Source organism: Streptomyces sp. NPDC002138 (assembly GCF_040296485.1).
Taxonomy (GTDB): Bacteria; Actinomycetota; Actinomycetes; order Streptomycetales; family Streptomycetaceae; genus Streptomyces.
Genome location: NZ_JBEOXE010000003.1, coordinates 172,346 through 198,322, shown reverse-complemented (window position 1 = coordinate 198,322; position 25,977 = coordinate 172,346). Strand labels below are relative to the sequence as shown.

The window sequence follows — 25,977 nt, the reverse complement described above, 5'->3', positions numbered from 1 at the left end:
TGACTATAGCAACTACAAACTTTTAGTGACTATAGTGAGCTTATGAACTCGGACGTGATGACAGATGTGGTGGTGGCCGGCGGCGGGCCCGTCGGACTGATGCTGGCCTGCGAACTCCGGCTGGGCGGAGCCCGCGTGGTCGTCCTGGAGCGGCGCGCCGACGTGGACCCGACCGTCAAGGCGGGATCGGTCAACACGCCGACCGCGGAAGCCTTCTACCGCCGCGGGCTGCTGCCCGCGATGGCCGACGTACAGCAGCGCGTACTGGACCGGCTCCAGGCGTTCGTGCGCGACCGGCCGGGCGGCTCGACGGGCGGGCAACCCCCGCGGACGCCACCCAAGTTCGCGGGCCACTTCGGCGGAATCATGCTGAACGGCGACCTGCTGGACACGGCCGACCCCGACTTCGCGCACGCCGGGTCCGCCGGTGACGTGGGCCTCGTACCCCAGCAGGACGTCGAGCGACTGCTCGGCGAACGCGCCGCGCAGCTGGGGGCCGAGGTGCTCCGGGGCGTGGAGCTGACGGGCTTCGACGCCGAGGACGGCGGGGTCGAGGTGCGCATGGCCCCGGTCGGGGGTGGCGCCGACCGGACCGTGCGCGCCGGCTGGCTCGTCGGCTGCGACGGCGGCCGCAGTACGGTGCGCAAGCTGGCCGGCTTCGCCTTCCCCGGAACGGAACCGCAGATCACCGGCCACCAGGCCGTCGTCACCCTGACCGGCGCCGAAACCCTGAAGACCGGCTGGAACCACACCCCCACCGGCACGTACGTCTACGGGCCGGCCCCCGGCCGCGTCCTCACCGTCGAGTTCGACGGACCGCCCGCCGACCGCGAGGCACCCATCACCGCCGAGGAGCTGCAGACGAGCCTGCGGCACGTCACGGGGGTCGCGGAACTGGAGGTCACCGAGGTCCGATCCGCCACCCGCTTCACCGACAACGCACGCCAGGCGGCCGACTACCGGGCCGGCCGGGTGCTGCTCGCGGGGGACGCCGCGCACGTCCACTCGCCGTTCGGCGGCCAGGGACTGAACCTCGGCATCGGGGACGCGATGAACCTCGGCTGGAAGCTCGCCGCGGTGGTCCGGGGCCGGGCCCCCGAAGGACTGCTGGACACCTACACGGCCGAACGGCACCCGATCGGAGCCTGGGTGCTCGACTGGTCCAGGGCGCAGATCGCCCTGATGCGGCCGGAACCCGCACCCCGCGCCCTGCTCGGCGTCGTCACCGAGCTGGCCGGGACGGTCGCGGGCACCACCCACTTCGTCAAGAAGATCTCCGGCGTGGGGCAGCGGTACGACCTTCCCGGCAGCCACCCGCTGGTGGGCCGCAGCGCCCCCGACTTCGAACTCACCGACGGGCGCCGCCTCGCCGACCTGATGCACGACGGCCGGGGCCTGCTCCTGCACCTCACGGACGGCGCGAAGCTCGGCGGCCGCGCGGACTTCACCGCACTGGCCGAGGGGTACGACGACCGGGTACGGGTGGTCACCGCCGCCCGCCCCGCCGGGGCGGCCCCGGCCGCACTGCTCGTACGTCCCGACGGATGCACGGCCTGGGCGGCCGACGCGGCCGACGACCACGCCGAGGCGGCTCAGGGCCTCGCCGCGGCCCTGACGCGGTGGTTCGGCGCCCCCGCATCCACCGGGAGCTGACGGGCCCGGCCGGACCGTCGCATCATGCGCCGGTCACTCCGAGGCGTTCCATGCGGTGGCCAGCCCGTCCAGCCAGGCGGGCGGCAGTTCCGCGGCGTCCCATTCCTCCTCCAGCTCCCGCGGCGCGGTGGTGAGCCGCTCCAGAACGGCGATGCTCGTGGCGGAGTGCAGGAGCGAATAGCGGCCGTGGACCGTGATCGCACTGTCCGGGCCGAACGCCGCGAACAGCCGCTCCAGCCGGGCCCGGTGGGCCGCGGCGAAGGCGGCCAGCCGTCCGGCGTACCGCGCCCGCCAGCGGGGGCTCATCGTGCCGAGGACGGCGGCGAGCACCTCCTCGGTCTCCTCCGGATCCAGCTCCGAGGCCGCGGTGAACGACAGGTACAGGGGCGTGAGCGCCACTCGCGCCCGCTCCACCTCCATGCGTCCGGCCCGCGGGTACTCCCCCGCCGGGCCCTGCTGCCCGGCCGGGCCCACGACCCGGAGCAGGGTCCTCTCGGCGACGGCGCCGAGCTCCTCCAGGAGTTCACCGGCTCCGTCGAGCCAGCCGGACTCGTAATCCTCGCCCTTGTCCCCCGGCGCGCTCCGGCCGGTGTGGCCGAGCTCGTCGTGTGCGAGGGCCAGCGCACCCGCCTCCACCAGCCCGATCAGCTCCCATGACGCGTCGGAGGGGACGCCCGCCCGCGCGAGCAGCTGCAAGAGCGTCGCCCTCGCGTTCTCGACACTGACCTCGTCCAGCCACTGACGCCCCTCGTCAGCCCCGCTCATCAGGCCCTCCTCGTCATTCGGGTCATGCGGTGTGTGCCAGCGGGACGGCCGGCCGGCCGCGGGAACTGCTCCTCCCCCAGCATGCTGCACACCCGCAGGATCATGGGGAGCTGACAGAACGCCACTCGTCCGCACGGCCAACCGTAGTGCGGCTCACGGGGTATACGAAGTCCGACCGGATCGGGACACGGACGGCCTCGAGCCTGCGGTCATGCCGTGCCGGCGATGCGGTCGAGCAGCTCGGTGAACAGGAGGTGTTCGCCGGGGGTCAGTGCGGTGGTCCGCGGGAGGAGGGCCCGCAGGGCGATCGCCGCGGCGGCGGGGCCGGGCGCCGTGGCGGTGGGGGTGTCGTTGGTGATTGCGGCGATGACCGCTTCCCTCGCCAGGTGGGAGACGCCGAGGTCCCTGCGGTCCTCGGGAGTGGCGAGGAGGGCGAGGGTAGTGCCGCCTCCGACGGCATGGACGAGCCGGGTGGCGCGTTCCTCGTCGATGCGGAGCCTGCCCGCCTCGGCGATCCGGTGGATGTGGGCGCCGAGGACCTCCAGTGCGGCCAGCGCCGCCGGGGGGAGGACGCCGGGGCGGGGTTCGCCGTACATGAGGGCGTAGAGGGCCGGATGGGCGAGGCCGAAGGCCAGGTTGCGCTCCCAGCCGTGGCGCAGGTCCTCGACCGGGTCGCCGCTGGGTTCCAGGACGGCCTTCTCGCTCAGGTGGGCCGCGAAACCGTGGGCGGCGACCGCGTCGAGGAGGCCCTGTTTGTCCCCGAAGAGCCGGTAGATGGTCGGCGCCTGGACGCCCGCCGCGGTGCTCACCGCGCGGGTCGAGACCGCTTCGCGGCCGCCTTCCTCGAGGAGGGCGGCCGCGGCGGCGATGATCCGGTCACGGTTGCTTTCCGCCGATGCGGAGCGGTCGGATTCCATGTTTCCAACGATAACAGCGGAGCGTTAGCGAGTTGCGAGCCCAGCCGCTAACGTGTTTTTGTTAGCGGTGGAAACACAGAGAGCCGCGACTCCCCCGGAGACCCTCATGATCGTCATCACCGCCCCCACCGGCCGGATCGGCCGACAGGTCCTCGGCACCCTCCTCGACAGCGGCCACCCGCTCCGAGTGGTCGTCCGCGATCCCGCGCGGCTGGACCCGGCCGTCCGCGATCGCGTCGAGGTCGTCCAGGGTTCCCACAGCGATCCCGAGGTTCTCGCGAAGGCGTTCGCGGGCGCCGACAGCGCCCTGTGGCTGGTGCCGCCGAACCCCCGGGCGGAGGACATTCAGGACCACTACCTCGACTTCACCCGCCCGGCCTGCGCCGCCATCGAGACGCAGGGCGTGAAGCGGGTCGTCGGCATCACCAGCCTCGGCCGTGCGTACGGCCGGCACGCCGGTCTGCTGTCACCCGCGTTCGCGATGGACGCGCTGATCGAGAACACCGCGGTCGCCTACCGGGCGCTGGCCATGCCCTTCTTCATGGAGAACCTCCTGAACCAGGCCGAGGCGATCAAGGCGACCGGCGTGTTCCTCACGGCGAACACCGTCGACCGCCCGCTCGCCCTCGTGGCCACCCGCGACATCGCCGCGGCCGCCGCCCGCCTCCTCGCCGACGCCTCCTGGAGCGGCCGGGAGAGCATCCCGGTGATCAGCCCCGACACCCTGACCCCGCAGGACATGGCCCGGGTCATGTCCGAGGTCCTGGAGCGTCCGGTCCGCGCCGAGCAGGTCGAGCTCGACGCCTACGAGGCGACGATGACGCGGTACGGGATGAGCGCCGCCTGGGCACGCGGCCTGGCCGACATGGCCGCCGCCCAGAACGACGGCATTTACGACCTCCACGCCGCGGAGCACACGACCCGGGGGCTCACCGCACCCACCGACTTCCGTCAGTGGTGCCAGGACGTCCTCGCGCCCGCCCTCCTGGCCTGAACCCCCGGTGCGCGGCACCGCGGTGCGGGAGCGGTCAGCCGGCCGGGACCGTCCACTTCTGCTGGGCGGCCCCGGTGCAGGTCCACAGTTGCAGCCGCGTCCCGTTGGCGGAGTTGCCGCCGGTGACGTCGAGACACTTGTCCGCCTGCGGGTTCACGATGTCGCGGGCCCCGGACACCGCCCAGCGCTGGGCACCGGTCCCGTTGCAGTCGTAGAGCTGGACCGGTGTCCCGTCGGCGGTACCACCGCTCGCGACGTCGAGGCACTTGCCGAGCGCCCGTACGGTCCCGTCGGAGCCGAGGGTCCAGCGCTGGGCGCCGGTGCCGTTGCAGTCGTAGAGCTGGACCGGCGTGCCGTTGGCCGGGTTGGCCCCGGCGACGTCGACGCACTTGCCGGCGAGTCCGCCGATCTGGCCGGTCCGGCCGCCGGGGCCGCCGTCGTACGAGGTCACGCGGACGTGGTCGACCACCAGCTGCTGGGGGAACGCCGTGCTGCCGTCGGGGTCACCCGGCCAGTATCCGCCGACCGCGAGGTTGAGGATCAGGAAGAACGGCTTGTTGAAGGCCCAGCTGTGGCCGCTCAGGTCGGCAGGCGTCCGCCGCTGGTACACGACGCCGTCCACGGACCAACTGACGGAGTCGGGAGCCCAGTCGACGGCGAAGGTGTGGAAGGCGTCGGCGAACGCCTGCCCGCCGGGGAGGGAGTAGGCCGCCCCGATGCCGCCGGCCCCGGAGTAGCCCGGCCCGTGGAGGGTGCCGTGCACGGTCGACGGTTCGAAGCCGACGTTCTCCATCACGTCGATCTCGCCGGAGTTCGGCCAGCCGACCTGGCCGATGTCGTTGCCGAGCATCCAGAAGGCGGGCCACATGCCCTGGCCGCGCGGCACCTTGACCCTCGCCTCGACGTGCCCGTACGTCTGCGTGAACCGGCCCGCGGTGTTCAGCCGGGCCGACGTGTACTCGCAACGGCCGTACCAGCAGGCGTAGTCGGCCGGGTTCTCCCGGCGGGCGGTGATGACCAGGTGGCCCTGCCCGTCGAGGGCGGCGTTGCGGTTGCCCGCCGTGTAGTACTGCCGCTCGTGGTTGCTGACGTTGTCACCGGTCTCGATCTGCCATTTTCCCGGGTCGACGGCGGCTCCGGCCGGCCCGTCGAAGTCATCGGAGAAGGTCACGGCCGCGCCGGCCGACGACGGCGTGGGGGCCGCGGCGCCGGTGGCGGGGGCCGCCAGACTTCCCCAGCAGACGAGGGCGAGGGCGCATAAGAGCGCGCGCCGGTACCAAGTGGGATGCACTGTCATCACATCACTTCGGGGGTGTGGGGGGATGGCGCCGGGCCACTTCGGGCATGCGCATGACAAGGCTCTACCAGAGAATGAACGCGGAAGCGGGCCCTCCGGACCCCTTTGTTCACTACTTGATTCAAGGCGCACGGTACGGCCGCGTCAAGATGCCCGTGCCGATCGGCCGTTCGGCCTCCGCTACCCCTGAGCGGTCGGGCGGACGACGATGTCGCCCACATCGACACCGTCCGGCTGCTCGATGGCGAAGGCGATGGCGCGGGCCACCGCGTCCGGCGACAACGCCGTCTCCATCATCGTGTCGATCCGCGCCCGCGCCTGCGGATCCATCCGCTCCGTGAAGTCCGTACGGACGGCCCCCGGGGAGACGACCGTCACCCGCAGGCTGTCCCCCGCTTCCTGGCGCAGACCTTCGGAGATGGTGCGCACGGCGTTCTTCGTACCGGCGTACACCGACTGGAGCGGCACGACGCGCAGCCCGGCGGTGGACACGATGTTCACGAAGTGCCCAAAACCCTGCCCCCGGAAGACGGGGAGGGCCGCGGCGATCCCGTACAGCACCCCCTTGAGGTTGACGTCGATCATTTCCTCCCAGTCCTCGACGCGCAGGTCGTCCAGGCGGGAGATCAGGCCCACACCGGCGTTGCTGACGAGGACGTCGAGCTTGCCGTACCGGTCCCCCGCGAGCCGGACCAGGCCGCGGAGGTCCTCGCGGCGGGTCACGTCCGTAGCGGCCCAGGCGGCCTCGCCACCGGCGCCTTCGATGCGCGCGGCCAGCGCTTCCAGACGCTCGGCGCGGCGCGCCCCGAGGACGACCTTCGCGCCCCGCGCGGCGAGATGGAGCGCGGTGGCCTCACCTATGCCGCTGCCGGCACCGGTGATCGCCACGACTTTGCCTTCGATTCCCGACATGGCCGAGAGTCCTTCCGGAAGAGGGTTCGGGGCATGGACAGACGCATGCCCTAGAGTGAAAGTGGAGGCACCGCCACTTAGTCCAGAGTAAGTGGAGGCGCCTCCACTTAGCAACCCGACCGGAGACAAGGGAGCGAGCCGCCGATGGCCCGAGACGCAGGGCGCCCGCTGAGGGCCGACGCACAGCGGAACCGGGACAGGATCCTGGCCGCCGCGGTCCGCGTGTTCACCGAAGAGGGGCTCGACGCGCACTTCGAACGCGTCGCCAAAGAGGCGGGCGTGGGGACCGGCACCCTCTACCGCAACTTCCCGACCCGGGAAGCCCTCATCGAGGCGGCGTACCGCAACGAGGTGGCACGGCTGTGCGACGCCGCCCCCGGCCTCCTCGCGGAGCTGCCGCCGCCCGAGGCCCTGCGGGCCTGGACCCGCCGCTTCATCGACTACGCCACGGCCAAATTCGGCATGGCCGACGCCCTGCGTTCCGTCGTCGATTCGGGTACCAACCCCTACGCCGACAGTCGCGAGCTGATCCAGGCCGCCCTCTCCTCCCTCATGGAGGCGGGTACCGCCGCCGGAACGATCCGGCCCGACATCAGCCCGACCGACCTGTTCGCCGCCCTCTCCGGCATCGCCCTCACCTCGGCCGGGCCCGAGCAGCGGGAACAGGCCGAACGCCTCCTCGACCTCACCTTGGACGGGCTGCGCGTCATGCCGCACTGACGGTGGGACCCAGCGGGACGGGCGAGCGGCCGCCGGGTTGGTCCGACGGCTCGTGACCTGTCAGCGGGCCGCGGCGAGTGCGGCCGCGGCCGCTCCTTCCCCGCGGGCACCCTCGCCGTAGGGCGCGTAACCGGGGTTGTTCTTGCAGCCGAGCTCCTCGAAGGTGTTGACCTTGGTCTGCGGGTCGGTGTGGATCAGCCGGAACTTGCAGGCGCCCTTGATGAAACGGCCCTGGACGCCCCCGGGGAAGTCGATCTCCTTGTTCCAGAGGTAGGGCGAGTTGTAGTTGTTGTGGCGGGCGGTGGCGTTCACGTCGATGCCGCCGGGCGCCTGGATCTCGTAGACCCAGCCGGTCTTCGCACTGCCGTAGGTGGCGAACTTCTGGGCGACCCACTTCTCGCAACTGGTGCTGAGGTGGGCGCTGTTCTGGCCGCCGCCCTTGACGATGTACTAGGCGAGGGGAGTCACCTGGTCGCCGCGGGGCGTGAAGCCCGTCTCGAAGATCTCCTCGACGCTCTCCCGGGTGTCGCCGCGCCACAGGGTGTTGACGTCGGTGCGCCACTGCCACCGCTCGTCCGCCGCGGCCGAGGCGACGGGGCGGGCGAGCGTCGGGTTGGTCGTGGTGCGCCACCAGTCCCAGGCCCGGTACTCGACCACCGGCCCGCAGGGGGCGGTCAGCGGGTCATCGGCGGCGGCCCGCGCCGTGATGGCTCCGCGGGCCGGGGCCGGAGCCGGAGCGATGGCCGCCGCGGCCGGGGAAACGGCGGCGGAGACGAGGGACAGGGCGGCGAGCACCCGCAGAGCGGCCTGCAACATGGTGAGGACCCATCAGTCGATCAACGTGACGGGCCCTTTTATAGGGGCGGGTTCCAGGTCGGGCGGAGCGCGGTGCACCAGGTCCACCCGCACGGGTGGATCAGTCGTACTGGGGAAAGGATCCGCCTGTGCCCCGGCGGGCGCGGTGTGTCCGGCCGCGCGGACGGCCGCTTCCCGGAGCGGCGCGGGGGCTGGTTAGGGTGACGGCATGAATACGGCCACGACCAGCGGTGGAACCCTCGAGCCCGTCATCCTCGACGCGACCGGGGTGATGTCCGATCCGGACCTGGGGGCCCGGTTCGCGGAGTCGGCGCACCGCATACTGGCCGACCTCGTCCGGGGCGGTGCGGCGCTCGGCTGGGTGGAGCCTCCCGCGCCCGGCGAGGTGGCGGAGCTGCTCGCCCACGTCACCGCCGCGGCGCACGCCGGAGACGCGGCCCTGCGCGCCGCGTACGTCGGCCGTCGGCTGGTCGGGCTGGGGTACTGGCTGCGCTACGCGCGGGCGACCCATCGGCCGCACGCCGATCTGGAGAAGCTCGCGGTGGACGCCGGCGCCCATGGACTCGGCATCGGCCGGGCCCTGACCGCCGCCTTGATCGCTGATGCCGGGCGGGCGGGCATCGAGGTCCTCACCCTGGACGCCCGCGGCGACAACGCCAACGCCCTGCACCTCTACGAGTCGCTGGGTTTCCGCGAATACGGCCGACTGCCCGACTTCGTCGCCGTCGGCGCCCAGCGCTTCGACAAGGTCTTCTCCATGCTGGACCTCCGCCAGGAGCGGTGACGGCCGGGGCGCCGCGCCGCGTCAGGGTGTTCCGGCGAGGGCCGCGTCGATCATCCGGCGTGCGGTCGCGGTCAGTTCGGCCGGGTCCGGGGCCGGGCGGGAGCGGGCGAGGGCTCCGGCCAGCCGGTCGTAGAGCAGCCCGTCCGTCCACGCCGCCAGGAGTTCGGCGGCCTCCTGGGGCCGGTCCGCGCCGAGCGCGGCCAGGATCCCCGCGGCCCGGGCGCGCGCACCCCGTCCCGCCCGGTGGAGCTCCGGCTCCAGCTCGGGGTGACGGGCCGCCTCGAGGCTGAGCTCGAAGCGGGCCAGCTGGCGCTCGCGCCCCACCGTCAGCCAGCGGTGCAGCAGCCCGGCCAGGACCACGGCGGCCGCCTCCCGGTCCGGCGGCGCCGTGGCACGGGCACCACCGCCGCCGGCGTAGCTGCCGCGCTCGGGGCCGGGGCCGGGGCCGGGGCCGGGGCCGGGGCCGGGGCCGGGGCCGGGGCCGGGGCTGGGGCTGGGACCGGAGCCGGGGCTGGGGCTGGGACCGGAGCCGGGGCTGGGGGTGAAGGTGAGGTCGAGGGTGAGGGTCAGGTCGAGGTCGGCGATGTCCAGCTCCGCGAGCCGCTGGTAGCACGCGCCGATCAGAGCCGTTCTCGTACGGAAGTAGTACGACGTGCTGCCCGCCGGCAGCTCCGCCGCGCCGTCGACGGCCCGGTGGGTCAGGCCGCGCAGCCCGACGGCGGCCACGAGCCCGATCGCCGTGTCCGCGATCAGCGTGCGGCGGTCCGGTGCGGACGCGGGGGTGCCAGGGGTGGACATGACGCAACTCTACAGCTGTAGAGTGCGGCCACGAACTTCTCCTCTACGGATGTAGAGGGAGGCCATGGCGGGAAGGGCGTGGTGTGACATGGCGGAGATCCGGAGTCGTCGCGCGGTGGTGGTCGGCGCGGGGATCGGTGGGCTGGCGGCAGCCGTGGCCCTGCATCGCCGCGGCTGGGAGGTCACGGTCTGCGAGCGGGCGCCCGGGCCGACCGCCGTGGGCGCCGGGATCGTCCTCGCCCCCAACGCCCTGCGCGCCCTCGACACCATCGGCCTGGACATCACGCGGGCCCTGGGAGGCGCCGCGCCCGCCGCGCTGGGTCTGCGCCGCCCGGACGGCCGCTGGCTGCGACGCGCCGACTCCGGCGCCATGACGGCCCGCTACGGGTCCCCGCCGCTCGCCGTGCACCGCGCGGCTCTGGCGGACGCCCTGACCGCGGGGCTCCCCGGGGGAGCGATCCGCTACGGCACCGCCGTCACCGCCGTGGACGGCGTCGACGCACCGGCCGGGCGCCCGGTGGTCCGTACCGCGTCGGGCGAGCTCGGTGCCGACCTGGTGATCGCCGCCGACGGGATCCACAGCCCGCTGCGTCGGCGGTACCACCCGGAGCACCCCGGGCTGCGGTACAGCGGCGAGACCGCCTGGCGCACCGTCCTGCCCGCCCGCGGACCGGCCCCCGCGGCCGCCGCCGAGACCTGGGGCCGCGGCGAGCGCTTCGGCGTCGTCCCCCTCGCCGACGGCCGGATCTACCTCTACGCGACGGCCGTGGTCCCCGAGGGCCACCGCCCCGCCGACCTGCGCGCCGAACTCCTGCGCCGGTACGGCACCTGGCACGACCCGGTCCCGGCGCTGCTGGAGTGGATCGACCCGGCGGCCGTGCTCCAGCACGACCTCCACGAGCTGGCCGCCCCGCTCCCCCGCCACCACCGGGGCCGCCTCGTCTGGCTCGGCGACGCCGCGCACGCCATGACCCCCAACCTCGGCCAGGGCGGCTGCCAGGCCATCGAGGACGCCGCGGTGCTCGGCCGCCTCCTGGCCGGTACCGACGCGGTCGGCGTCCCGGCCGCCCTGGCCGCCTACAGCGCGGCCCGTTGCGCCCGTACGGACGCCCTCCGGGTGCGGTCCCGGCGCGCGGGCCGGATCGCCGCCCTCACCCACCCGCTCGCGGTGGCCGCCCGGGACGTCGCCGTCCGCGCCACCCCGGCCCGTACCGTGCGGCGCGCGATGGACGACCTCTTCGGGGGCGGTGGATGACGGCGCGGCTCAGCTGGTCAGGGGGGCGTTGCCGAGGCGGCTGACCATGGCCGGGTCGCGGTGGTCGAAGAAGAGCGACGCTCCCGTGTCCAGGGCGGCGATGGCCGCCATCTGGTCGGCGGTCAGCTCGAAGTCGAAGACGTCGAGGTTCTCCGCCATGCGGTCGGCCCGGACCGACTTGGGGATCACGACGACGCCCCGCTGGACCAGCCAGCGCAGCACGACCTGCGCCACCGACTTGCCGTGGGCCGCCGCGATCCGGCTCAGCTCCGGGTGGGTGAAGAGGCCGCCCCGGCCCTCGGCGAAGGGGCCCCACGACTCGATCTGGACCCCGCGCTCGCGCATGAGTTCCTGGTCGGCGGTGCGCTGGTGGAAGGGGTGGGTCTCGACCTGGTTGACCGCCGGGGCGATGGCGTTGTGGTCGATCAGGTCCACGAGCCGGTCGCCGTGGAAGTTCGAGACGCCGATGGCCCGGACGAGTCCCTCCTGGTACAGGGCTTCCATCGCGCGCCAGGAGCCGTAGACGTCGCCGTACGGCTGGTGGATCAGGTACAGGTCGAGGTGGTCCAGGCCGAGCTTGCGCAGTGAGGTGTCGAAGGCGCGCCTGGCTTTCTCCTCGCCCGCGTCGGACACCCACAGCTTGGTGGTGACGAACAGGTCCTGGCGCGGGATGCCGCTGGACTTGATCGCGCGCCCCACGGCCTCCTCGTTGCCGTAGGCGGCCGCGGTGTCCAGGGACCGGTAACCGGCGGCGAGGGCGTCGGCCACGGCCCGCTCGGTCTGCTCGGCCGGGATCTGGTAGACGCCGAAGCCGAGGATGGGCATGGCGACGCCGTTGTTCAGGGTGACGGTCTGCATCCGGGGGTCCTTAGGTGCGGGGGCGTGGGGCTCGTCCAGCGGTTCCCCTCCACCCGTACCCGCCGGGGAGAGCCGCGTCCCGGCCGGTGGTCCATGTGGACCCGGCGCCGGGCCGACCGGCCCGCCCCTCCGCGTGACGGCCGGTCCCGTCACCGGCCGCGGCCGGACGCGGTGGCGTGCTGTTGGCGCTCGGGGCCCTCATGTGCTGCGGTGGGAAATGCCGGGGTACCCGAGGTGCGGGTGCGGGGTGCGGCCGGGCGAGGCAAGGGAGCGCGGGCGTGGACGTGGACCGTGAGGCGGGCGGTCGGGCGATGCTCGCCGGTCTGCTCGAGGCCAGCCACCTGATGCCGCTCGACGCGCTCCCCGAGGGGGTCGGCGCGCATGCCGGGGCCGCGGGCTTCACCGGCGTACTCGTCTACCTGGCGGACCTGGGCCGCCAGGGGCTGCACCTGCTGACCGGCCCGGGCGGGGCCCCGCCGGGCGCCGAGAGGGACATCCCGATCGAGGGCACGGTGCCCGGGCGGGCGTACCAGTACGGGCGTCTCACACCCGCCGCACCGGCACCGGGGGAGGCGGGCGTCCCTGACTGGTGGGTGCCCCTGGTGGACGGCACCGAGCGCCTGGGGCTGCTGCGCGTGCGCTCGGCCCACGACGACGCCCGCGCCCGGGAGGACATCGACCGGCTCGCCGCGCTCCTGGCGCTGATGATCTCCGCCAAGCGCGTCTCCAGCGACACCCTGGCCCGGCTGACGCGGACCGAGCCGCTGAACCTCGGGGCCGAGATGGCGTGGAACCTGATGCCGCCGCGTACGTACGCCGACGGGCGGGTCGTGATCTCGGCGTCGATGGAGCCGGCCCACCGGATCAGCGGCGACGTCTACGAGTACGCCATCGACGGCCCCCTGATCCATCTGACGCTCTTCGACGCGATGGGCCACGACACCGCCGCCGGCCTGTGCGGAGCCCTGGCCCTGGGGGCCTGCCGCAACTCCCGCCGACAGGGCGCCGGACTCGTCGCCAAGGGCGAGGCCGTGGAGGCCGCCCTGATGGAGCAGTACGGCCACCGCCGCTTCGTCACCGGCATCCTCGCCGTCCTCGACACCCGCACCGGCGAGCTGAGCTGGGTCAACCGCGGCCATCCCCCACCGATCATCATCCGCGGCAACCGCTGGAGCAGCCACCTCACGTGCCCGCCGGCCCACCCCATGGGCACCGGCCTCGGGCTGGTCAGTACGGTCTGCCGCGAGCGGTTGGAACCGGGCGACCGCATCGTGCTCTACACCGACGGGATCACCGAGGCCCGCCGCCCCGGCGACGGCGAGTTCGGGCTCGAGCGCTTCACCGACTTCCTCATCCGCCATCACGCGGAGGGCCTGCCCGTTCCCGAGACCATGCGCCGGCTCATGCGGGCCGTCCTCGATCACCACGACGGGCGCCTCCAGGACGACGCCACCGTCCTGATGTGCGAATGGCTCGGCCCCGCGCCGCAGGACACGCGACCGGCCGCTCTCCGGGCGGGGCTGCCGTCCCGCGACCCGGCCACCCCCGGTCTCTGATCCCCTGCTGCCCAGGGCATCGGGATCAGCCAGGGTGCGGTGTACCCAGGCTGACGGCGGCCTGGTTGTCGCCGGCGGGCGGCCCGAGGCTGGGGTCATCACCCCCTCCCGTACGGGCTCCCACGCCCCGGCACGACGAACAGGACGTCCCCCTTGACCGCCTCCGGCACCACCAGCCCCGCCGTGCTCGAACAGCTCCTGCGCCGATCCGCCGACCCGCGGCGGCGGATCCTGTTCACCGGCGCGACCGTCGTCACCATGGACCCGGACCTGGGCGTCCTGGACCGAGCCGATCTGCTCGTCGAAGGCGACATGATCACCGCGGTCGGTCCCGGTCTCAACCGGGACGGCGCGGTGGTCGTCGACGCCACCGGCACCGTCCTCACTCCGGGCTTCGTCGACACCCACCGGCACGCCTGGGAGGCCCAGTTGCGGCGGATCATGCCGGATGTCGACGACCTCGGCGCCTACGTGATGTCCACGCTGGCCGGCTACGCGACCGTCTACCGGCCCCAGGACATGTACGTCGGCACCCGGCTGGCCGCTCTGACGGCGATCGACGGCGGCATCACCTGCATGCTCGACTTCTCCCACAACTCCCGTACCCCCGAACACTCCGACGCCGCCGTCCAGGCCCTCGTCGACACCGGCATCCGCGGTGTGCACGCCTCCATGGCTCCGCACTTCGGCGCGTGGGACGAGCAGTGGCCCGGCGACCTGAGCCGCCTGAGGGACCGGTACTTCGCCGGTGAGGACCAGCTGCTGACCCTGCGCCTGGCCGCCCTGGCCACCGACGAGATCGCCGGACCCGCGCTCGCGTACGGGCCCGAACTCGCCCGGGCCGCCCGGGACCTGGGCATCGGGGTGAGCGTGGACGCCGTCTTCGGCGCCTCCTCCTCGCGGGCCGTCCAGCGGTGGGCGCAGGAGGGCCTGCTCGGCCCCGACCTCACCCTCATCCACGCCACCGGACTCAGCGCGGCGGCCTGGGGCGCGATCGGGGAGAGCGGCACGACCATCGCCCTGGCCCCCACCTCCGACGCGCAGATCGGGCTGGAGACGGCGATCCCCGCGGTCGACGAGGCGCTGTCCGTCGGCGTGCGCCCCGGGCTGAGCATCGACGTCGAAGTCGCCCTGGCCAGCGACATGTTCACGCAGATGCGGGCCCTGCACACCATCCAGCGGATGCGCGCGGTCAACGCCGTACACGGCACCGGCCGGCAGCCCGTACGCATCTCCACTCACGACGTCCTGGACTTCGCCACCCTCCAGGGCGCCCGCACGAACGGCCTGGAGCGCGTCACCGGCTCGCTGACCCCGGGCAAGAAGGCCGACCTGCTCGTCATCCGGGCGGAGGACCTCAACAACATGCCGCTCAACGACCCGATCGGCACCGTCGTGCTGGGCTCCGACGCCCGCAACATCAGTGCCGTCCTCATCAACGGCGAGCCCCGCAAGTGGAACGGCCAGGTCCTGGGCGTCGACCTGGCCGCCCTGCGCGACGAGGTGCACGCTTCTCGGGCGTACGTGCTCAACACACCTGCCGCCCAACGAATGTGACGGCACGCCAGGCAGCGAGCCGCGCGCCACTACCGCTCCGAGCGGGTCGCGTGGAGAGCGCCGAGCAGGGTCAGCGCCTGCGCGGCGGGGCTTCCCGGCGCGGCGTGGTAGATCACCAGCTGCTGGCCCGGGGCGCCCCGTACGTCGAAGGTCTGGAAGGTGAGGGCCAGCGGACCGACGTCGGGGTGGAGGAGCTCCTTGGCGTCCCGGGTCTTCGCGTGGACGCTGTGCGAGGTCCACAGCGCCGCGAACTCCGCGCTCGCCCCGCCCAGGGAGCGGACGAGGTCGTGCAGGCGGGCGTAGTGCGGGTCGAGGCCCGTGGCGTGGCGCAGCGCGGCCACGACCGCCTCGGCCGCCCGCCCCCACGGGGCGAAGAAGCCCCGGGCGGCCGGATCGAGGAAGGTCATCCGGGCGAGGTTGTCCACCGCGGCGAACGGGGAGAACAGCGCCTCGGCCAGGGTGTTCGTCGCCAGGAAGTCGGTGGCCGGGTTCAGGACGAACGCCACGGCGTTCGCCTGCCCGTCCATCAGCTGCCGCAGCTCCGCGCTGACGGTCTCCCCCGGCTGCGGGCGCGCACCGTCCGGCGCGGTGCCCGCCAGCCGGTACAGGTGCTCCCGCGCCCCGTCGTCCAGCCGCAGCGCGCCGCTGATCGCTTCGAGGATCTGCGGGGAGGGCCTGCGCTCGCGGCCCTGTTCCAGGCGGGCGTAGTAGTCGCCGTTCATCCCGGCCAGGACGGCGACTTCCTCCCGCCGCAGCCCCGCCACCCGGCGGGCGCCGTGGGACGCGAGCCCGACATCGGCGGGCCGCAGGCGGGCCCGGTGGGCGCGCAGGAAATCTCCGAGAGCGTTGCTGGTCACCCGCTCAGGCTAAGCGCTCGAAGCCCGCGGTCCCTCGGGGTCGATCGTGCCGGGTACGCGGCCCGCCGACCCGGCGGATCGCCTCCAGGGGCTCTCGACGGGGGGCGTCACCCGTGCTTCCAGTCCAGGCGGAGTATGGCCAGGTCGTCGGTGTGCCGACCGGCGTCGAGTGCCTGTGCCTCCTTGATGAGCCGGTCGACATGGGCGGCCGGGTCCGTCGGGGGGAGGCTCCGGATCAGGGTGAGGAGTCCTTCGACGCCCAGGCGTCCGGCGTCCGTGCCGTTGTGCCCTTCGGTGAGGCCGTCGGTGTAGAGGGTGAGGGCTCCGACGGGCGGGAGCGGGACGACGGTGGCGGGCCAGTCGCGCAGGGACGGGGCGATGCCCAGTGCGATGCCGTGGGCGGCGGCCACCTCCCTGGTGTCGTCCCCCGTGGTGAGCAGGGGCTCGTGGTGGCCGGCCAGGTGGAGGGTGGCGGTGCCGGCCTTCTGGTCGAGGGTGAGGAGGGTGCAGGTGGCGAACAGCGGCTGGGCGCCGCGCTCGGCGATGAGAATGCGTTCCATGAGGTGCAGCAGGTCGTTGCCGTGGTGTCCGCCGAGGATGAGCGAGCGCCAGGCGATGCGCAGGCAGACGCCGACCGCCGCCGCGTCGGGGCCGTGGCCGCTGACGTCACCGACCACCGCGTGCAGCCGTCCGTCGTCGCCCTCGACGACGTCGAGGAAGTCGCCCCCGAGCAGGGTTCTCTCGGCGCCGGGCAGATAGCGCGTCGTCACCGTGACGGTGGAGGTGGCGAGGAGGGGCTGGGGCAGCAGCCCCCGCTCCAGGCGGGCGTTCTCCTCGGCGTGCAGCCGGGCCTGCTGGGCCTCGACGGTCGCGCGTTCGGTCTGGCTGCGGTAGACGGCGTAGCGGACCGTCCGGTGCAGCAGGTCGGCTTCGACCTTGCCCTTGACGAGGTAGTCCTGGGCTCCGGCGGCCATCGCCTCGGCGCCCGCCTGCGTCTCGGACAGACCGGTCAGGACGATCACCGCGGCGTGCGGGGCCAGCTCCCGTACGGCGGCGATCGCCTCGGTGCCCGCCACGTCCGGCAGGTGCAGGTCCAGCAGGATGCAGTCGATCGCGCGGGCGGCGAGTTGGGTGCGCGCCTCGGCGAGGGTCGCCCCCGTGGTCAGCTCGTACCGCAGCCCGGTGTCCTGGAGCAGCTCCTCGACCAGGAGGGCGTCGCCCTCGTCGTCCTCGATGAGGAGGATGCGGTACACCGCCGCCTCGGTCGGGGCCGCGCCGAGGGCGGTTGAGGTGGCGAGGGTCACCGGGCCTGCACCTGCTCCGCGTCACGCTCCGGGTCTCGCTCCGCGCCGTACTCCGTGCCCGGCTCCTGCTCCGTGTCGGCGCGGGTGGCTTCCGGCAGGGTGGACGGGCCGACCGCCTTCGGGGGTTCGGCGGCGAGGGTGAAGGTGATGCGGGTTCCGTCCTGGTAGCCGGTGTCGACGGCGATGGCGCCCCCGTGGAACTCGACGATCTTCTTGCACATCGCCAGTCCGATGCCGCTGCCGTTGTAGGCCTCTTTGGTGTGCAGCCGCTGGAAGATCACGAACACCTTCTCGGCGTACTCGGGGTCGATGCCGATCCCGTTGTCGGTGACCGTGAACCGCCACTGCTCCCCCTCCGGGACCGCGGTCACATGGATCCGCGGTGCCTCGTCGGGGCGGTGGAACTTGATCGCGTTGCCGATCAGGTTCTGCCAGAGCATGCCCATCTGGGTGGGGTCGGCGACCAGGGCGGGCAGCGGGTCGTGCGTGATCGAGGCCTCCGTCTCCTCGATGCTCACGCTGAGGGCGGACAGGGTCCGCTTCAGTACCGAGCCCAGGTCGACGCTCTGGAGTTCGCGGTGGACGCGGCCCACGCGGGAGAAGTCGAGGAGGTCGTTGATGAGGACCTGCATGCGGTTCGCCCCGTCCACCGCGTAGTCGATGTACTGGTCGGCCCGGGAGTCGAGCTGCCCGCCGTAGCGGCGCTGGAGGAGCTGGGTGAAGCTGGAGACCTTGCGCAGCGGCTCCTGCAGGTCGTGGGAGGCGACGTACGCGAACTGCTCGAGCTCGGCGTTCGAGCGCTGGAGGTCCGTCGCCTGTGCGTCGAGACGCAGGCGCGCCTCCTCGACGAACGCCAGCTCCCGGACGAGACGGCGCCGCATGAAGTCGATCTCGCCACTGAGTCGGCGCAGGTCCGCCGGGCCGGTCAGGGCGATGGGGTGGCCGAAGTCACCACCGGCGACCGCGCGGGCGTCCGCCCCGAGCCGGTCCAGGGGCTCGGTGATGCCGCGGCGCAGCGCCTCGAAGACCAGGACCGCCAGCAGGACGATGAGCACCGCGATCGCGGCGAAGATCGCGTTGCACAGCCCCATCGAGGCGGAGAGGTGCTCCACCGCCCGCGCCCGGTCCGCCTCCAGCCGCCCCTGCTGGCCGCTCAGGGCGGCCCGGACCCGGTCGAAGGACGCCTTGCCCTGCGCGGCGCGCTCGGCGCTCGGCGGGGAGACCGTCCCCGCGGGGGCGGCGGCGATGGGGCGGGCGGTGCGTTCCTGCCAGTTCCGCGCGGCCTCCCGCACGGCCGCCAGGTCCTCCAGTCGGGCCGGGTCGTCGTGGAGCAGCTCGGCCAGGCGCGCCGCGTTGGTCGCCTGGTCGGTCAGTCCCTGCCGGTAGGGGGTGAGGAAGTCGGGATTGCCGGTGAGCCCGTAGCCGCGGATCCCGGTCTCCTGGTTCAGCAGGGCCGCTTCCAGGCGGAACGACGTGCTCACCGCGGGAGCCTTCACGTCCAGGAGGTCTTCGCTGAGCGTTTGCGTGCGCCCCAGGACCCATGCTCCCGTCACGCCCAGGACCGTGAGGAGAGCCAGTGACACGGCCACTCCGACACGCAGCCACCGCCGCGTCGTCCAGGCGGAGAACCGCTGCGGACGCGGACCCGTGTTCCCGCTCATGTACTGCACCCCTCCGCCCTGCCGACTACCTGCGATGACTGCTATGCCCTGTGATGCGCATGATGCCCGTGATGCCCCGCCGTCAGGGGCCAGCGGCCACTGTAGAGGGTTCTCGACAACCTTTGTTGTCGAGGGGCCGACCCGGGGCCTAAGGTTCCGGTATGCCTGGCAAGAACTTCTTCCTGAAGACGACCCCCGAGGAGACGGCCGCCGCCGCGGACTCGGCGGTCGGTCTTCTTGCGCGGCGCCTTGCCCTTCGACTACTCGCAGACACCCCTCCCCCTCCGGATCCGAACCCCGCCCAGGCCCTGGCCCTCCTGCACCTTCTGGAACAGCTCCAGCGGGCCGCCGAACGCCTTCAGCGGGACGCGGCCGTGGCAGCCGCCCGCGGAGGTGCCGGATACCCCCAAATCGGCCGGGCATGCGGGATGACCCGCCAGGGTGCCCGGCGCCGCTGGCCGGGGCTCTTCCACCACACCGACGAAGCACCCACGGAGCATCCGATGATGACCACCCCCGCCCGCCCTTTCGACGTGCTGCTCGTCGAGGACGACATGGCCGACGCCATGCTGATCGAGGAGGCCCTCTCCGAGCGCGGTGCCCGCAATCTGGTCCAGGTCACCGACGGAGTCGCCGCTCTCGAACACCTCCGCGACCCGGACAGCGTCCGGCCCGACCTCATCGTCCTGGACCTCAATATGCCCCGGATGAACGGCCGCGACCTGCTGAAGGTCCTGAAGAGCGACGACGACCTGCAGGCCATCCCCGTGGTGGTCCTCACCACCTCTTCCGCGCCGGACGACGTGGTCGGCGCGTACAGCAGCCACGCCAACGCCTACGTGACCAAGCCGGTCAACCTGGAGGAGTTCGAGCAGGCGGTCCAGAGCATCGACGCCTTCTACCTCGACACCGCCGCCCGCCCGCGCCGCACCTGAGACCGGCCGGCGGAACGACGCCGCCGCCCCGGGTTCCGGGGCGGCGGGATCCCGGCCGACAGCGGGTTTCGCTCCGGTCCGTGGGGGCCTAAACTCTGGCTCCTTCCGTGGCGTGCACGGGCAGGGGGCTGGGGGGTCCATGGGGTTGGCCAAGCAGTTGCTGAACGAGGAGTACACCCTGAGCATGGGGTGCCGCGTCAGTGTCACGTCCGGACTCGGCGGGACCACGGTCAAGTGGAGCGTCTCCCGCATGTCGGCGGGCGAAGGCCGCCGGCCGCGCAAGGGTGACGAGACCGTCGGCTTCACCTGCCCGCGCTGCCACAAGCCGCTTTCCGTCACGGTCGAGAGCCTGGCCAAGGCCCGCGCGAAGTACGAGATCTACCGGGTGCTGGGCTGGCTCCTGCTGCTCTCGCTGCTCGTCACCGTCCCGATGCTCGTCCACCTGGGAGGCCAGACGGTCGAGGAGGGGGACACCGAGCCGGTGAACGTGATCGGCAGACTCGTCGCCGCCTGCGCCGTGGCCATCATCATCGGACCGGCGTTCCTCACGACCGCCGGCAACTACTCGGGCGTCAAGAAGCTCCGGCTGGTCCGCGACGGCGGCGGCAGGACCGTGTGGGTACAGGGCCACCGCCTGTTCTGAGACGCCGACCGGCCGGTGCGGCCGTGAGGGGGACCTGGGCCGTGGCGGTCAGCCCGCCATCGTGAGGTAGCGGGCCGGTGCGTCGGGTGCGGCGGCGTTCCGGGCGGCCAGGGCGCCGAGGCAGTGGTGCGCGAGGTCGGTGGAGCCGTACACGTGGTGGGCGATCAGGGCCAGTTGCCCGAGCTGCTCGTCGGTCATGGCGTCGGGGTGCCCGAAGTCGCGTACGTACACGACGTCGGCTTCCAGGAGTTGGTGCCGGGCGAGGCGGAAGTCGCCGCCGAAGACCACCGGGGCGATGGGCCAGCGCTTGACCGCCGCGAAGGCGTGCGGGATGAAGCCCTGGCGGCGCAGCTCCTGGTCCACATCGCCGAACACGGGCTGGTCCTCGTACAGCGGAACGAACGAGACCTCGGTGTGGATCGCCACTGCCTCGGCCAGCTTCTGCCGGGCGCCCTGGAACACCATCAGCTCGGCACCCTGGATGTCGATCTTGAGGAGGTCGAAGGGGCCGACCTCCTCGACCTCGTCCAGCCGCCGGGTGGCGACCGGGATCTCCTCGAGGACCCTGCCCCATTCGGTGAAGCCGTTGAAGAGCCCGAGCCGCTTCGGGTCGGGACGGTAGAGGCTGGTCATTCCCGAGGCCGCGGTGACACGGAGCGTATGGGTGGCGCCGTCTCCGATGGCATCGGGCAGGTAGGTCTCGAGCGGGCCCTTGCGGCGCCGCAGGTCCTCCAGGGCGTCGGGCTGCGGCTCGAAGCCGGTCACCCGGCACAGTCCGGCTCGCAGCATGTCCTGGTACGGCGGGTCCCCGTCGATCGGGTTGGCGCCGATGTCGACGACATGGGTCGGCCGCTGGGGCCGCACCAGCGCGAGCACGGGCGAGGCGGGAGCGGTCGTGGCGGCGGGGGCGGTCGTGCTGGAGGGGGCGGTGACGGTCATGACTCTCTCATCCTCGGGATCAGGCGACCACGTGGTACGTCGCGCTCAGCTTGCGCTGGACGAACTCCAGGTTCCCCGCGACGCGTTCGCGCTCCTCGCCGGGAAGCCGGCCCTCACCGAGGAGCCGCTCGCAGCACTCCAGGGACTCCTGGTAGGCGCCGACCCAGGAGGCGGCCACGGCGAGTTCGTCGAGCGCGCGCCATTCGTGCCAAGAGAACTCGACGAACAGGATGTCCGTCGGGAAGGGGATGCGGGCCGCCTCCTTGGCGAACATGTACGCCAAGGGCCAGCGCTCCGCGAGACGGCAGATGCGGGCGAGGTCGCCGATCGCCTCGGCGCGCGAGGGGCGGCTCTCGTGGGCGCGCAGGTAGCGGTCCATCACCTCGGCCGGCGGCCGGCCCAGCTCCGCGGCGAGCCGCGCGGCGTAGACCTGGGCGCAGTAGGTCTCCTCGACGAAGCCGGGCATCGCCGCCCGGCGGTCGTAGGACGCGAGGGACTTCTCCGGCTCTCCCGCATCCCGCCAGCTCTGGGCCAGGTAGAACATGTACCGGGCGTTCCCGGGTTCCTCGATCAGCCCCTGCTCCAGGATCTCCGCGTCCCGCAGGTATTTGTTGCGCAGGCCGCCCTCCCGGAGGCGCGCTCCGCCGCCGACGGTGAGGATGTTGGCTCCGTCGAGCCTGCCGTGGGTGTACGGGGTGCCGCACTCGATGTACTCGTGGAGGACACCGACGTACCGCCAGGGCAGCCGGGTGGAGACGAGAGCGGGCCGCCAGTGGATGATGGGGCCGTCGTGGAGGGCCACCTGGTACGCGTCGAGGGTCAGGTCCGGCATCCGGAACCCGGGCTCCACCTGCATCTCGTCATCGGCGTCGATGAACAGCAGGTAGTCGGCCCGGGAGCGGGCGAGTTCGATCGCCTCGGTACGGCTGGCGCCGAAGCCCTTCCACGGGCGCTCGTGCAGCACCCCCGGCAGGTCGCGGAAGCAGTCCCGGATGACGTCCTGGGTACCGTCCGTCGAGCCGGTGTCCACGATCACCCAGGTGTCGATCAGGGGGCGCAGCGAGTCGAGGCACTTCCGGATGGTCGGAGCCTCGTCCTTGACGATCATGTTCAGGCAGACTGTTGGTTTCACGGCCCCACCCGCTGTAGCGAGGCCGTCCGCCCTGCGGATGGCCGGGTCGGCATCGGACTGCGACCCTAATGACTCGTTCAGCCGTTTTGTCCGAGGCTCGCCGGAGCCGGAGCCGGTGCGGCAACCGGTGCGGGGACCGGCGCGGGCGCGTCGGCGGCGCCGGCCGTGCCCAGGCTCGCGAGCAGGCGCAGCCCGTCCTCGGCGGCGCTGCCGGGCGCCGCGGACAGCACGATCAGCTCCAGCCCCGGTGTGTCCGGCAGCGCGAAGTTCTCCTGGTGCAGCTCCAGCGGCCCGACCAGGGGGTGCCGGTACGCCTTGCGTCCGTGGGCGCGGGCGGAGACGTCCGCGCGGGCCCAGAGGTGCCGGAAGCGCTCGCTGCCCATCGCCAGCTCGCCGATGAGCGAGGCCAGGCGGGGGTCGTCGGGGTACTCGCCGGCGGCCAGGCGCAGGTGCCCGACCACGTCGAGGGTGCATTTCTCCCACTCCGCGTACAGGCCGCGCCCGGTCTCCTCCAGGAAGACGTGCCGGGCGATGTTCAGGCCCGGCACCGGCCGGCCGAAGAGCAGCCCGGCGAGGGGGTTCCCGGCGAGCGCGTCCAGACGGTGGTTCATGATCAGCGCGGGCGCGCCGGTCACCAGGCCGAGGACGTGCAGCAGCTCCGGCCGGATCCGCCCGCTCGGCGCCTTCGCGCGGCGACGGCGCTGCCGCGCCAGCCGGTGGAGGTGCCCGCGTTCGGTCTCGTCCAGGCCGAGGACGCGGGCGAGCGCGTCCAGGACCTGCTCGGAGGGCTGGGTCGCGCGGCCCTGCTCCAGGCGTACGTAGTAGTCGACGCTGACTCCGGACAGGTGCGCGACCTCTTCGCGGCGCAGCCCCTCGACGCGGCGGCGGCTGTCGGTGGGGATGCCGACGGCGGCCGGGTCGACCCGGGAACGCCGGGTCCGCAGGAAGCCCGCAAGATCGTCCATGCCGCCAGTATCGCCCCGGACGGCGCGGGTGAGGGTGGCCCTGCCAGTACCAGGAAGTCCCGTCCTACGGAAGCGGCGCCCCTGAACGCCGGGCGCCGCGGCGCCCAGGATCGACGGCATCACCCGATCCGAAGGAGTTCCCGTGAAGACGCTCATCGTCCACGCCCACCCGGAGCCGAAGTCGCTCAACAGCTCGCTCAAGGACCTGGCGGTGTCCACCCTGGAGGCCGCGGGGCACGAGGTCCGGGTGAGCGATCTGTACGCGATGAACTGGAAGGCGGTCGTCGACGCCGCGGACTACGGCCCCGAGGCGTCGAGTCCGCTGAAGGTCGCCCTGGACTCGGGCCGGGCCTTCGACGCCGGGACGCTCACCGCGGACGTCCTGGCCGAGCAGGAGAAGCTGCTGTGGGCCGACACGGTCATCTTCCAGTTCCCCCTGTGGTGGTACACGATGCCCGCGATCCTCAAGGGCTGGGTGGACCGGGTGTTCACCTACCGCTTCGCGTACGGCGTCGGCGAACACAGCGAGACCAAGTACGGCGAGCGCTTCGGCGAAGGCACCCTCGCGGGCCGGAAGGCCCTGCTGTCGGTGACCGTCGGCGGCCCCGAGTCGCACTACGGCGCGCGCGGGATCAACGGCCCGATCGACGACCTGCTGTTCCCGATCCACCACGGGATCCTCTACTACCCGGGCATGGAGGCGCTGCCGCCGTTCGTCCTGCACGGCGTCGACCGGATGACCGACGAGGACTACGCGGACGTCGCCAAGGCCTGGCAAGAGCGGCTGCTCACCCTGGAGTCGACCGACCCCATCCCGTTCCGGCGGCAGAACTTCGGTGACTACGAGATCCCCTCGCTGCACCTGAAGGAGGGTCTGGAACCGGCGGGCCGCACGGGATTCGGGCTGCACGTACGCGACTGACCCCGGCGGGGCATGGCGAGGAGGGGCGTGAGCGCCATTGGCCGGAAATCCGGCCCGAGTTGGCCTGGACACCGATGGTGTCCAGGCCAAACTCCGTGCGGCAGAAGATCACCGCTTCGAGGTAATCCCGCCGACTCCGCTGGGGCGCATGGGCCCAGGACATTAGCGTTCTCAACGGATCCGGACCGATTCCCGAATGTTTATTCGTTTTTCCTCTTTTGTCGAGAACGCGCGCGAACCCCCGCCACCGCCCTGTCAAGGAGATCTCGTCGATGACCGTTGAGACCAGCCCCGAAGCCCAGCTGGAGCCGCCTCGGCAATCCAGCCTGGGCACGGCGGCCGCGCGCAACCTCGCCACCACGACCAAGTCCGCGCCGCAGATGCAGGAGATCACCTCCCGCTGGCTGCTGCGGATGCTCCCCTGGGTGGAGACCAAGGGCGGCACCTACCGGGTGAACCGCCGGCTGAGCTACACCGTCGGCGACGGGCGCGTCGAGTTCGTCCAGGACGGCGGCCGGGTCCGCGTCATCCCCCGCGAGCTCGGTGAGCTGGCCCTGCTCAGGAGCTTCGAGGACCTGGACGTACTGACCGCGCTCGCCAACCGGTGCGTGCAGCGCGACTTCCGGGCCGGCGAGGTCCTGACCGAGCGCGGCGGCCCCGCGGAGCAGATCCACCTGATCGCCCACGGCCGGGTCGGCCAGACCTCCGTGGGCAAGTACGGGGAAGAGGTGGCCGTCGCGGTACTGGCGGACGGCGACCACTTCGGCGAGTACGCCCTGCTGGACGGCGACGCCACGTGGGACGCCACGGCCACCGCCGAGACCGCAGGCACCCTGCTCACCCTGTCCCGCGCCGACTTCGCCGCCGTACTGTCCGCCGCGCCGGGCCTGCAGGCCCATGTCCGGCACTTCAGCGCGCTGCCCCTGCAGCGGCAGAACAAGCACGGCGAAGCCGAGATCGCGATGTCGGCCGGCCACACCGGCGAGGCCGAACTGCCCGGCACCTACGTCGACTACGAACTCAATCCGCGCGAGTACGAGCTCTCCCTCGCCCAGACCGTGCTGCGGGTCCACACCAGGGTCGGCGACCTCTACAACGAGCCGATGAACCAGACCGAGGAGCAACTCCGGCTGACCATCGAGGCGTTGCGCGAGCGCCAGGAGTACGAGCTGGTCAACAACCGGGAGTTCGGTCTGCTCCACAACGCCGCCTTCAAGCAGCGGATCCAGACCCACTCCGGCCCTCCCACGCCGGACGACCTCGACGAGCTGCTCTGCCGCCGTCGCGGTTCCAAGTTCTTCCTCGCGCACCCCCGGGCGATCGCGGCGATGGGCCGGGAGTTCAACGCGCGCGGCCTCTACCCCGATCACGTCGATCTGGGCGGCCAGCAGGTTCCGGCCTGGCGCGGGGTCCCGATCCTGCCCTGCAGCAAGATCCCCATCAGCAAGGAGAACACCACCTCGATCCTCGTCATGCGAACGGGCGAGGACAAGCAGGGCGTGATCGGTCTGCACCAGACGGGGCTGCCGGAGGAGTACGAGCCGGGTCTGTCGGTGCGCTTCATGGGCATCGACGAACGGTCGATCATCTCCTACCTGGTGACCACCTACTACTCCGCCGCCATCCTGGTGCCCGACGCCCTCGGTGTGCTCGAGAACGTACAGATCGCGCGCAGGCGCGACTAGGCCGTCCGGCCGTCCCCTTCGGCCCGTACCTCCCCGGACAAGCCCACCCACC

25 protein-coding genes are annotated in these 25,977 nt (G+C 72.6%); 11 read left to right on the top strand and 14 right to left on the bottom strand.

From position 1 onward, the window contains the following. Nucleotides 1-42 precede the first annotated feature (42 nt). Nucleotides 43-1,653 carry an FAD-dependent oxidoreductase gene (locus ABT084_RS03085; protein ID WP_351037912.1) on the top strand — a complete coding sequence of 537 codons (1,611 nt, stop codon included), beginning with the start codon at nucleotides 43-45 and terminating at the stop codon, nucleotides 1,651-1,653. 33 nt (nucleotides 1,654-1,686) lie between these two features. Here the strand turns inward: ABT084_RS03085 and ABT084_RS03080 are convergent, their stop codons facing one another. After that, complete coding sequence (locus ABT084_RS03080) at nucleotides 1,687-2,418, bottom strand: hypothetical protein (protein ID WP_351037911.1); 732 nt, start codon at nucleotides 2,416-2,418, stop codon at nucleotides 1,687-1,689. Between the two features lie 209 nt (nucleotides 2,419-2,627). After that, complete coding sequence (locus tag ABT084_RS03075) at nucleotides 2,628-3,335, bottom strand: TetR/AcrR family transcriptional regulator (protein WP_351037910.1); 708 nt, start codon at nucleotides 3,333-3,335, stop codon at nucleotides 2,628-2,630. 106 nt (nucleotides 3,336-3,441) lie between these two features. On the opposite strand from ABT084_RS03075, the gene ABT084_RS03070 reads away from it, so the two are divergent. Then, nucleotides 3,442-4,329, top strand: a complete 888-nt coding sequence (locus ABT084_RS03070) for an NmrA family NAD(P)-binding protein (protein WP_351037909.1) — start codon at nucleotides 3,442-3,444, stop codon at nucleotides 4,327-4,329. A 34-nt stretch (nucleotides 4,330-4,363) separates the two neighbouring features. Here the strand turns inward: ABT084_RS03070 and ABT084_RS03065 are convergent, their stop codons facing one another. Together ABT084_RS03065 and ABT084_RS03060 are read right to left on the bottom strand one after the other, a co-directional pair. Then, the gene (locus ABT084_RS03065) at nucleotides 4,364-5,626 is read right to left on the bottom strand and encodes an RICIN domain-containing protein (RefSeq protein ID WP_351037908.1); all 1,263 of its coding nucleotides are present in this window, start codon (nucleotides 5,624-5,626) and stop codon (nucleotides 4,364-4,366) included. A 180-nt stretch (nucleotides 5,627-5,806) separates the two neighbouring features. Continuing rightward, on the bottom strand, nucleotides 5,807-6,538 hold the full coding sequence (locus ABT084_RS03060; protein ID WP_351037907.1) for an SDR family oxidoreductase: 732 nt from the start codon (nucleotides 6,536-6,538) through the stop codon (nucleotides 5,807-5,809). A 144-nt stretch (nucleotides 6,539-6,682) separates the two neighbouring features. Between ABT084_RS03060 and ABT084_RS03055 the strand changes: the two genes are divergently transcribed. After that, nucleotides 6,683-7,258: a TetR/AcrR family transcriptional regulator gene (locus ABT084_RS03055; RefSeq protein WP_351037906.1), complete on the top strand. Its 576-nt coding sequence runs from the start codon at nucleotides 6,683-6,685 to the stop codon at nucleotides 7,256-7,258. A 60-nt stretch (nucleotides 7,259-7,318) separates the two neighbouring features. Here ABT084_RS03055 and ABT084_RS03050 read toward each other — a convergent pair whose 3' ends face one another. Together ABT084_RS03050 and ABT084_RS03045 are read right to left on the bottom strand one after the other, a co-directional pair. After that, nucleotides 7,319-7,705: a scabin-related ADP-ribosyltransferase gene (locus tag ABT084_RS03050; RefSeq protein WP_502968825.1), complete on the bottom strand. Its 387-nt coding sequence runs from the start codon at nucleotides 7,703-7,705 to the stop codon at nucleotides 7,319-7,321. A gap of 3 nt (nucleotides 7,706-7,708) precedes the next feature. Continuing rightward, the gene (locus ABT084_RS03045) at nucleotides 7,709-8,074 is read right to left on the bottom strand and encodes a hypothetical protein (protein ID WP_351037904.1); all 366 of its coding nucleotides are present in this window, start codon (nucleotides 8,072-8,074) and stop codon (nucleotides 7,709-7,711) included. A gap of 208 nt (nucleotides 8,075-8,282) precedes the next feature. On the opposite strand from ABT084_RS03045, the gene ABT084_RS03040 reads away from it, so the two are divergent. Further along, complete coding sequence (locus tag ABT084_RS03040; protein WP_351037903.1) at nucleotides 8,283-8,858, top strand: GNAT family N-acetyltransferase; 576 nt, start codon at nucleotides 8,283-8,285, stop codon at nucleotides 8,856-8,858. A 21-nt stretch (nucleotides 8,859-8,879) separates the two neighbouring features. On the opposite strand, the gene ABT084_RS03035 is transcribed toward ABT084_RS03040, so the two are convergent. Then, a complete protein-coding gene (locus ABT084_RS03035) occupies nucleotides 8,880-9,656 on the bottom strand; it encodes a TetR/AcrR family transcriptional regulator (protein WP_502968819.1) in 777 nt (258 codons plus the stop codon). 88 nt (nucleotides 9,657-9,744) lie between these two features. On the opposite strand from ABT084_RS03035, the gene ABT084_RS03025 reads away from it, so the two are divergent. Then, nucleotides 9,745-10,911, top strand: a complete 1,167-nt coding sequence (locus ABT084_RS03025) for an FAD-dependent monooxygenase (RefSeq protein WP_351037902.1) — start codon at nucleotides 9,745-9,747, stop codon at nucleotides 10,909-10,911. A 9-nt stretch (nucleotides 10,912-10,920) separates the two neighbouring features. Here the strand turns inward: ABT084_RS03025 and ABT084_RS03020 are convergent, their stop codons facing one another. Next, nucleotides 10,921-11,769, bottom strand: coding sequence for an aldo/keto reductase (locus tag ABT084_RS03020; protein WP_351037901.1), 849 nt, complete (start codon nucleotides 11,767-11,769; stop codon nucleotides 10,921-10,923). 311 nt (nucleotides 11,770-12,080) lie between these two features. Here ABT084_RS03020 and ABT084_RS03015 point away from each other — a divergent pair, with 311 nt between their 5' ends. Both ABT084_RS03015 and ABT084_RS03010 read left to right on the top strand, forming a co-directional pair. Beyond that, complete coding sequence (locus ABT084_RS03015) at nucleotides 12,081-13,325, top strand: PP2C family protein-serine/threonine phosphatase (protein ID WP_351037946.1); 1,245 nt, start codon at nucleotides 12,081-12,083, stop codon at nucleotides 13,323-13,325. Nucleotides 13,326-13,478: 153 nt separating this feature from the next. Continuing rightward, nucleotides 13,479-14,882, top strand: a complete 1,404-nt coding sequence (locus ABT084_RS03010) for an amidohydrolase family protein (RefSeq protein WP_351037900.1) — start codon at nucleotides 13,479-13,481, stop codon at nucleotides 14,880-14,882. A gap of 29 nt (nucleotides 14,883-14,911) precedes the next feature. Here ABT084_RS03010 and ABT084_RS03005 read toward each other — a convergent pair whose 3' ends face one another. From ABT084_RS03005 to ABT084_RS02995, 3 genes are all read right to left on the bottom strand, one after another. Next, a complete protein-coding gene (locus ABT084_RS03005; protein WP_351037899.1) occupies nucleotides 14,912-15,739 on the bottom strand; it encodes a helix-turn-helix transcriptional regulator in 828 nt (275 codons plus the stop codon). A gap of 107 nt (nucleotides 15,740-15,846) precedes the next feature. Further along, nucleotides 15,847-17,043, bottom strand: coding sequence for a PP2C family protein-serine/threonine phosphatase (locus ABT084_RS03000; protein ID WP_351037898.1), 1,197 nt, complete (start codon nucleotides 17,041-17,043; stop codon nucleotides 15,847-15,849). After that, a complete protein-coding gene (locus ABT084_RS02995) occupies nucleotides 17,040-18,704 on the bottom strand; it encodes a sensor histidine kinase (protein ID WP_351037897.1) in 1,665 nt (554 codons plus the stop codon). The genes ABT084_RS03000 and ABT084_RS02995 overlap by 4 nt, the downstream gene beginning before the upstream one ends. 161 nt (nucleotides 18,705-18,865) lie before the next feature. Between ABT084_RS02995 and ABT084_RS02990 the strand changes: the two genes are divergently transcribed. Both ABT084_RS02990 and ABT084_RS02985 read left to right on the top strand, forming a co-directional pair. Further along, nucleotides 18,866-19,639, top strand: a complete 774-nt coding sequence (locus tag ABT084_RS02990; RefSeq protein WP_351037896.1) for a response regulator — start codon at nucleotides 18,866-18,868, stop codon at nucleotides 19,637-19,639. 139 nt (nucleotides 19,640-19,778) lie between these two features. Continuing rightward, nucleotides 19,779-20,282 carry a hypothetical protein gene (locus ABT084_RS02985; protein ID WP_351037895.1) on the top strand — a complete coding sequence of 168 codons (504 nt, stop codon included), beginning with the start codon at nucleotides 19,779-19,781 and terminating at the stop codon, nucleotides 20,280-20,282. Nucleotides 20,283-20,330: 48 nt separating this feature from the next. Here ABT084_RS02985 and ABT084_RS02980 read toward each other — a convergent pair whose 3' ends face one another. The 3 genes from ABT084_RS02980 to ABT084_RS02970 all read right to left on the bottom strand — a co-directional run bounded on the left by ABT084_RS02980 (nucleotide 20,331) and on the right by ABT084_RS02970 (nucleotide 23,318). Continuing rightward, nucleotides 20,331-21,221 (bottom strand): FkbM family methyltransferase, encoded by an 891-nt coding sequence (locus ABT084_RS02980; protein ID WP_351037894.1) that lies wholly within the window; start codon nucleotides 21,219-21,221, stop codon nucleotides 20,331-20,333. Nucleotides 21,222-21,240: 19 nt separating this feature from the next. Then, the gene (locus tag ABT084_RS02975; RefSeq protein ID WP_351037893.1) at nucleotides 21,241-22,353 is read right to left on the bottom strand and encodes a tetratricopeptide repeat-containing glycosyltransferase; all 1,113 of its coding nucleotides are present in this window, start codon (nucleotides 22,351-22,353) and stop codon (nucleotides 21,241-21,243) included. 77 nt (nucleotides 22,354-22,430) lie between these two features. Beyond that, nucleotides 22,431-23,318: a helix-turn-helix transcriptional regulator gene (locus tag ABT084_RS02970; protein ID WP_351037892.1), complete on the bottom strand. Its 888-nt coding sequence runs from the start codon at nucleotides 23,316-23,318 to the stop codon at nucleotides 22,431-22,433. 142 nt (nucleotides 23,319-23,460) lie between these two features. Here ABT084_RS02970 and ABT084_RS02965 point away from each other — a divergent pair, with 142 nt between their 5' ends. Together ABT084_RS02965 and ABT084_RS02960 are read left to right on the top strand one after the other, a co-directional pair. Further along, nucleotides 23,461-24,240: an NAD(P)H-dependent oxidoreductase gene (locus tag ABT084_RS02965; protein WP_351037891.1), complete on the top strand. Its 780-nt coding sequence runs from the start codon at nucleotides 23,461-23,463 to the stop codon at nucleotides 24,238-24,240. A 272-nt stretch (nucleotides 24,241-24,512) separates the two neighbouring features. Then, the gene (locus tag ABT084_RS02960) at nucleotides 24,513-25,925 is read left to right on the top strand and encodes a family 2B encapsulin nanocompartment shell protein (protein WP_351037890.1); all 1,413 of its coding nucleotides are present in this window, start codon (nucleotides 24,513-24,515) and stop codon (nucleotides 25,923-25,925) included. Nucleotides 25,926-25,977: the final 52 nt, after the last annotated feature.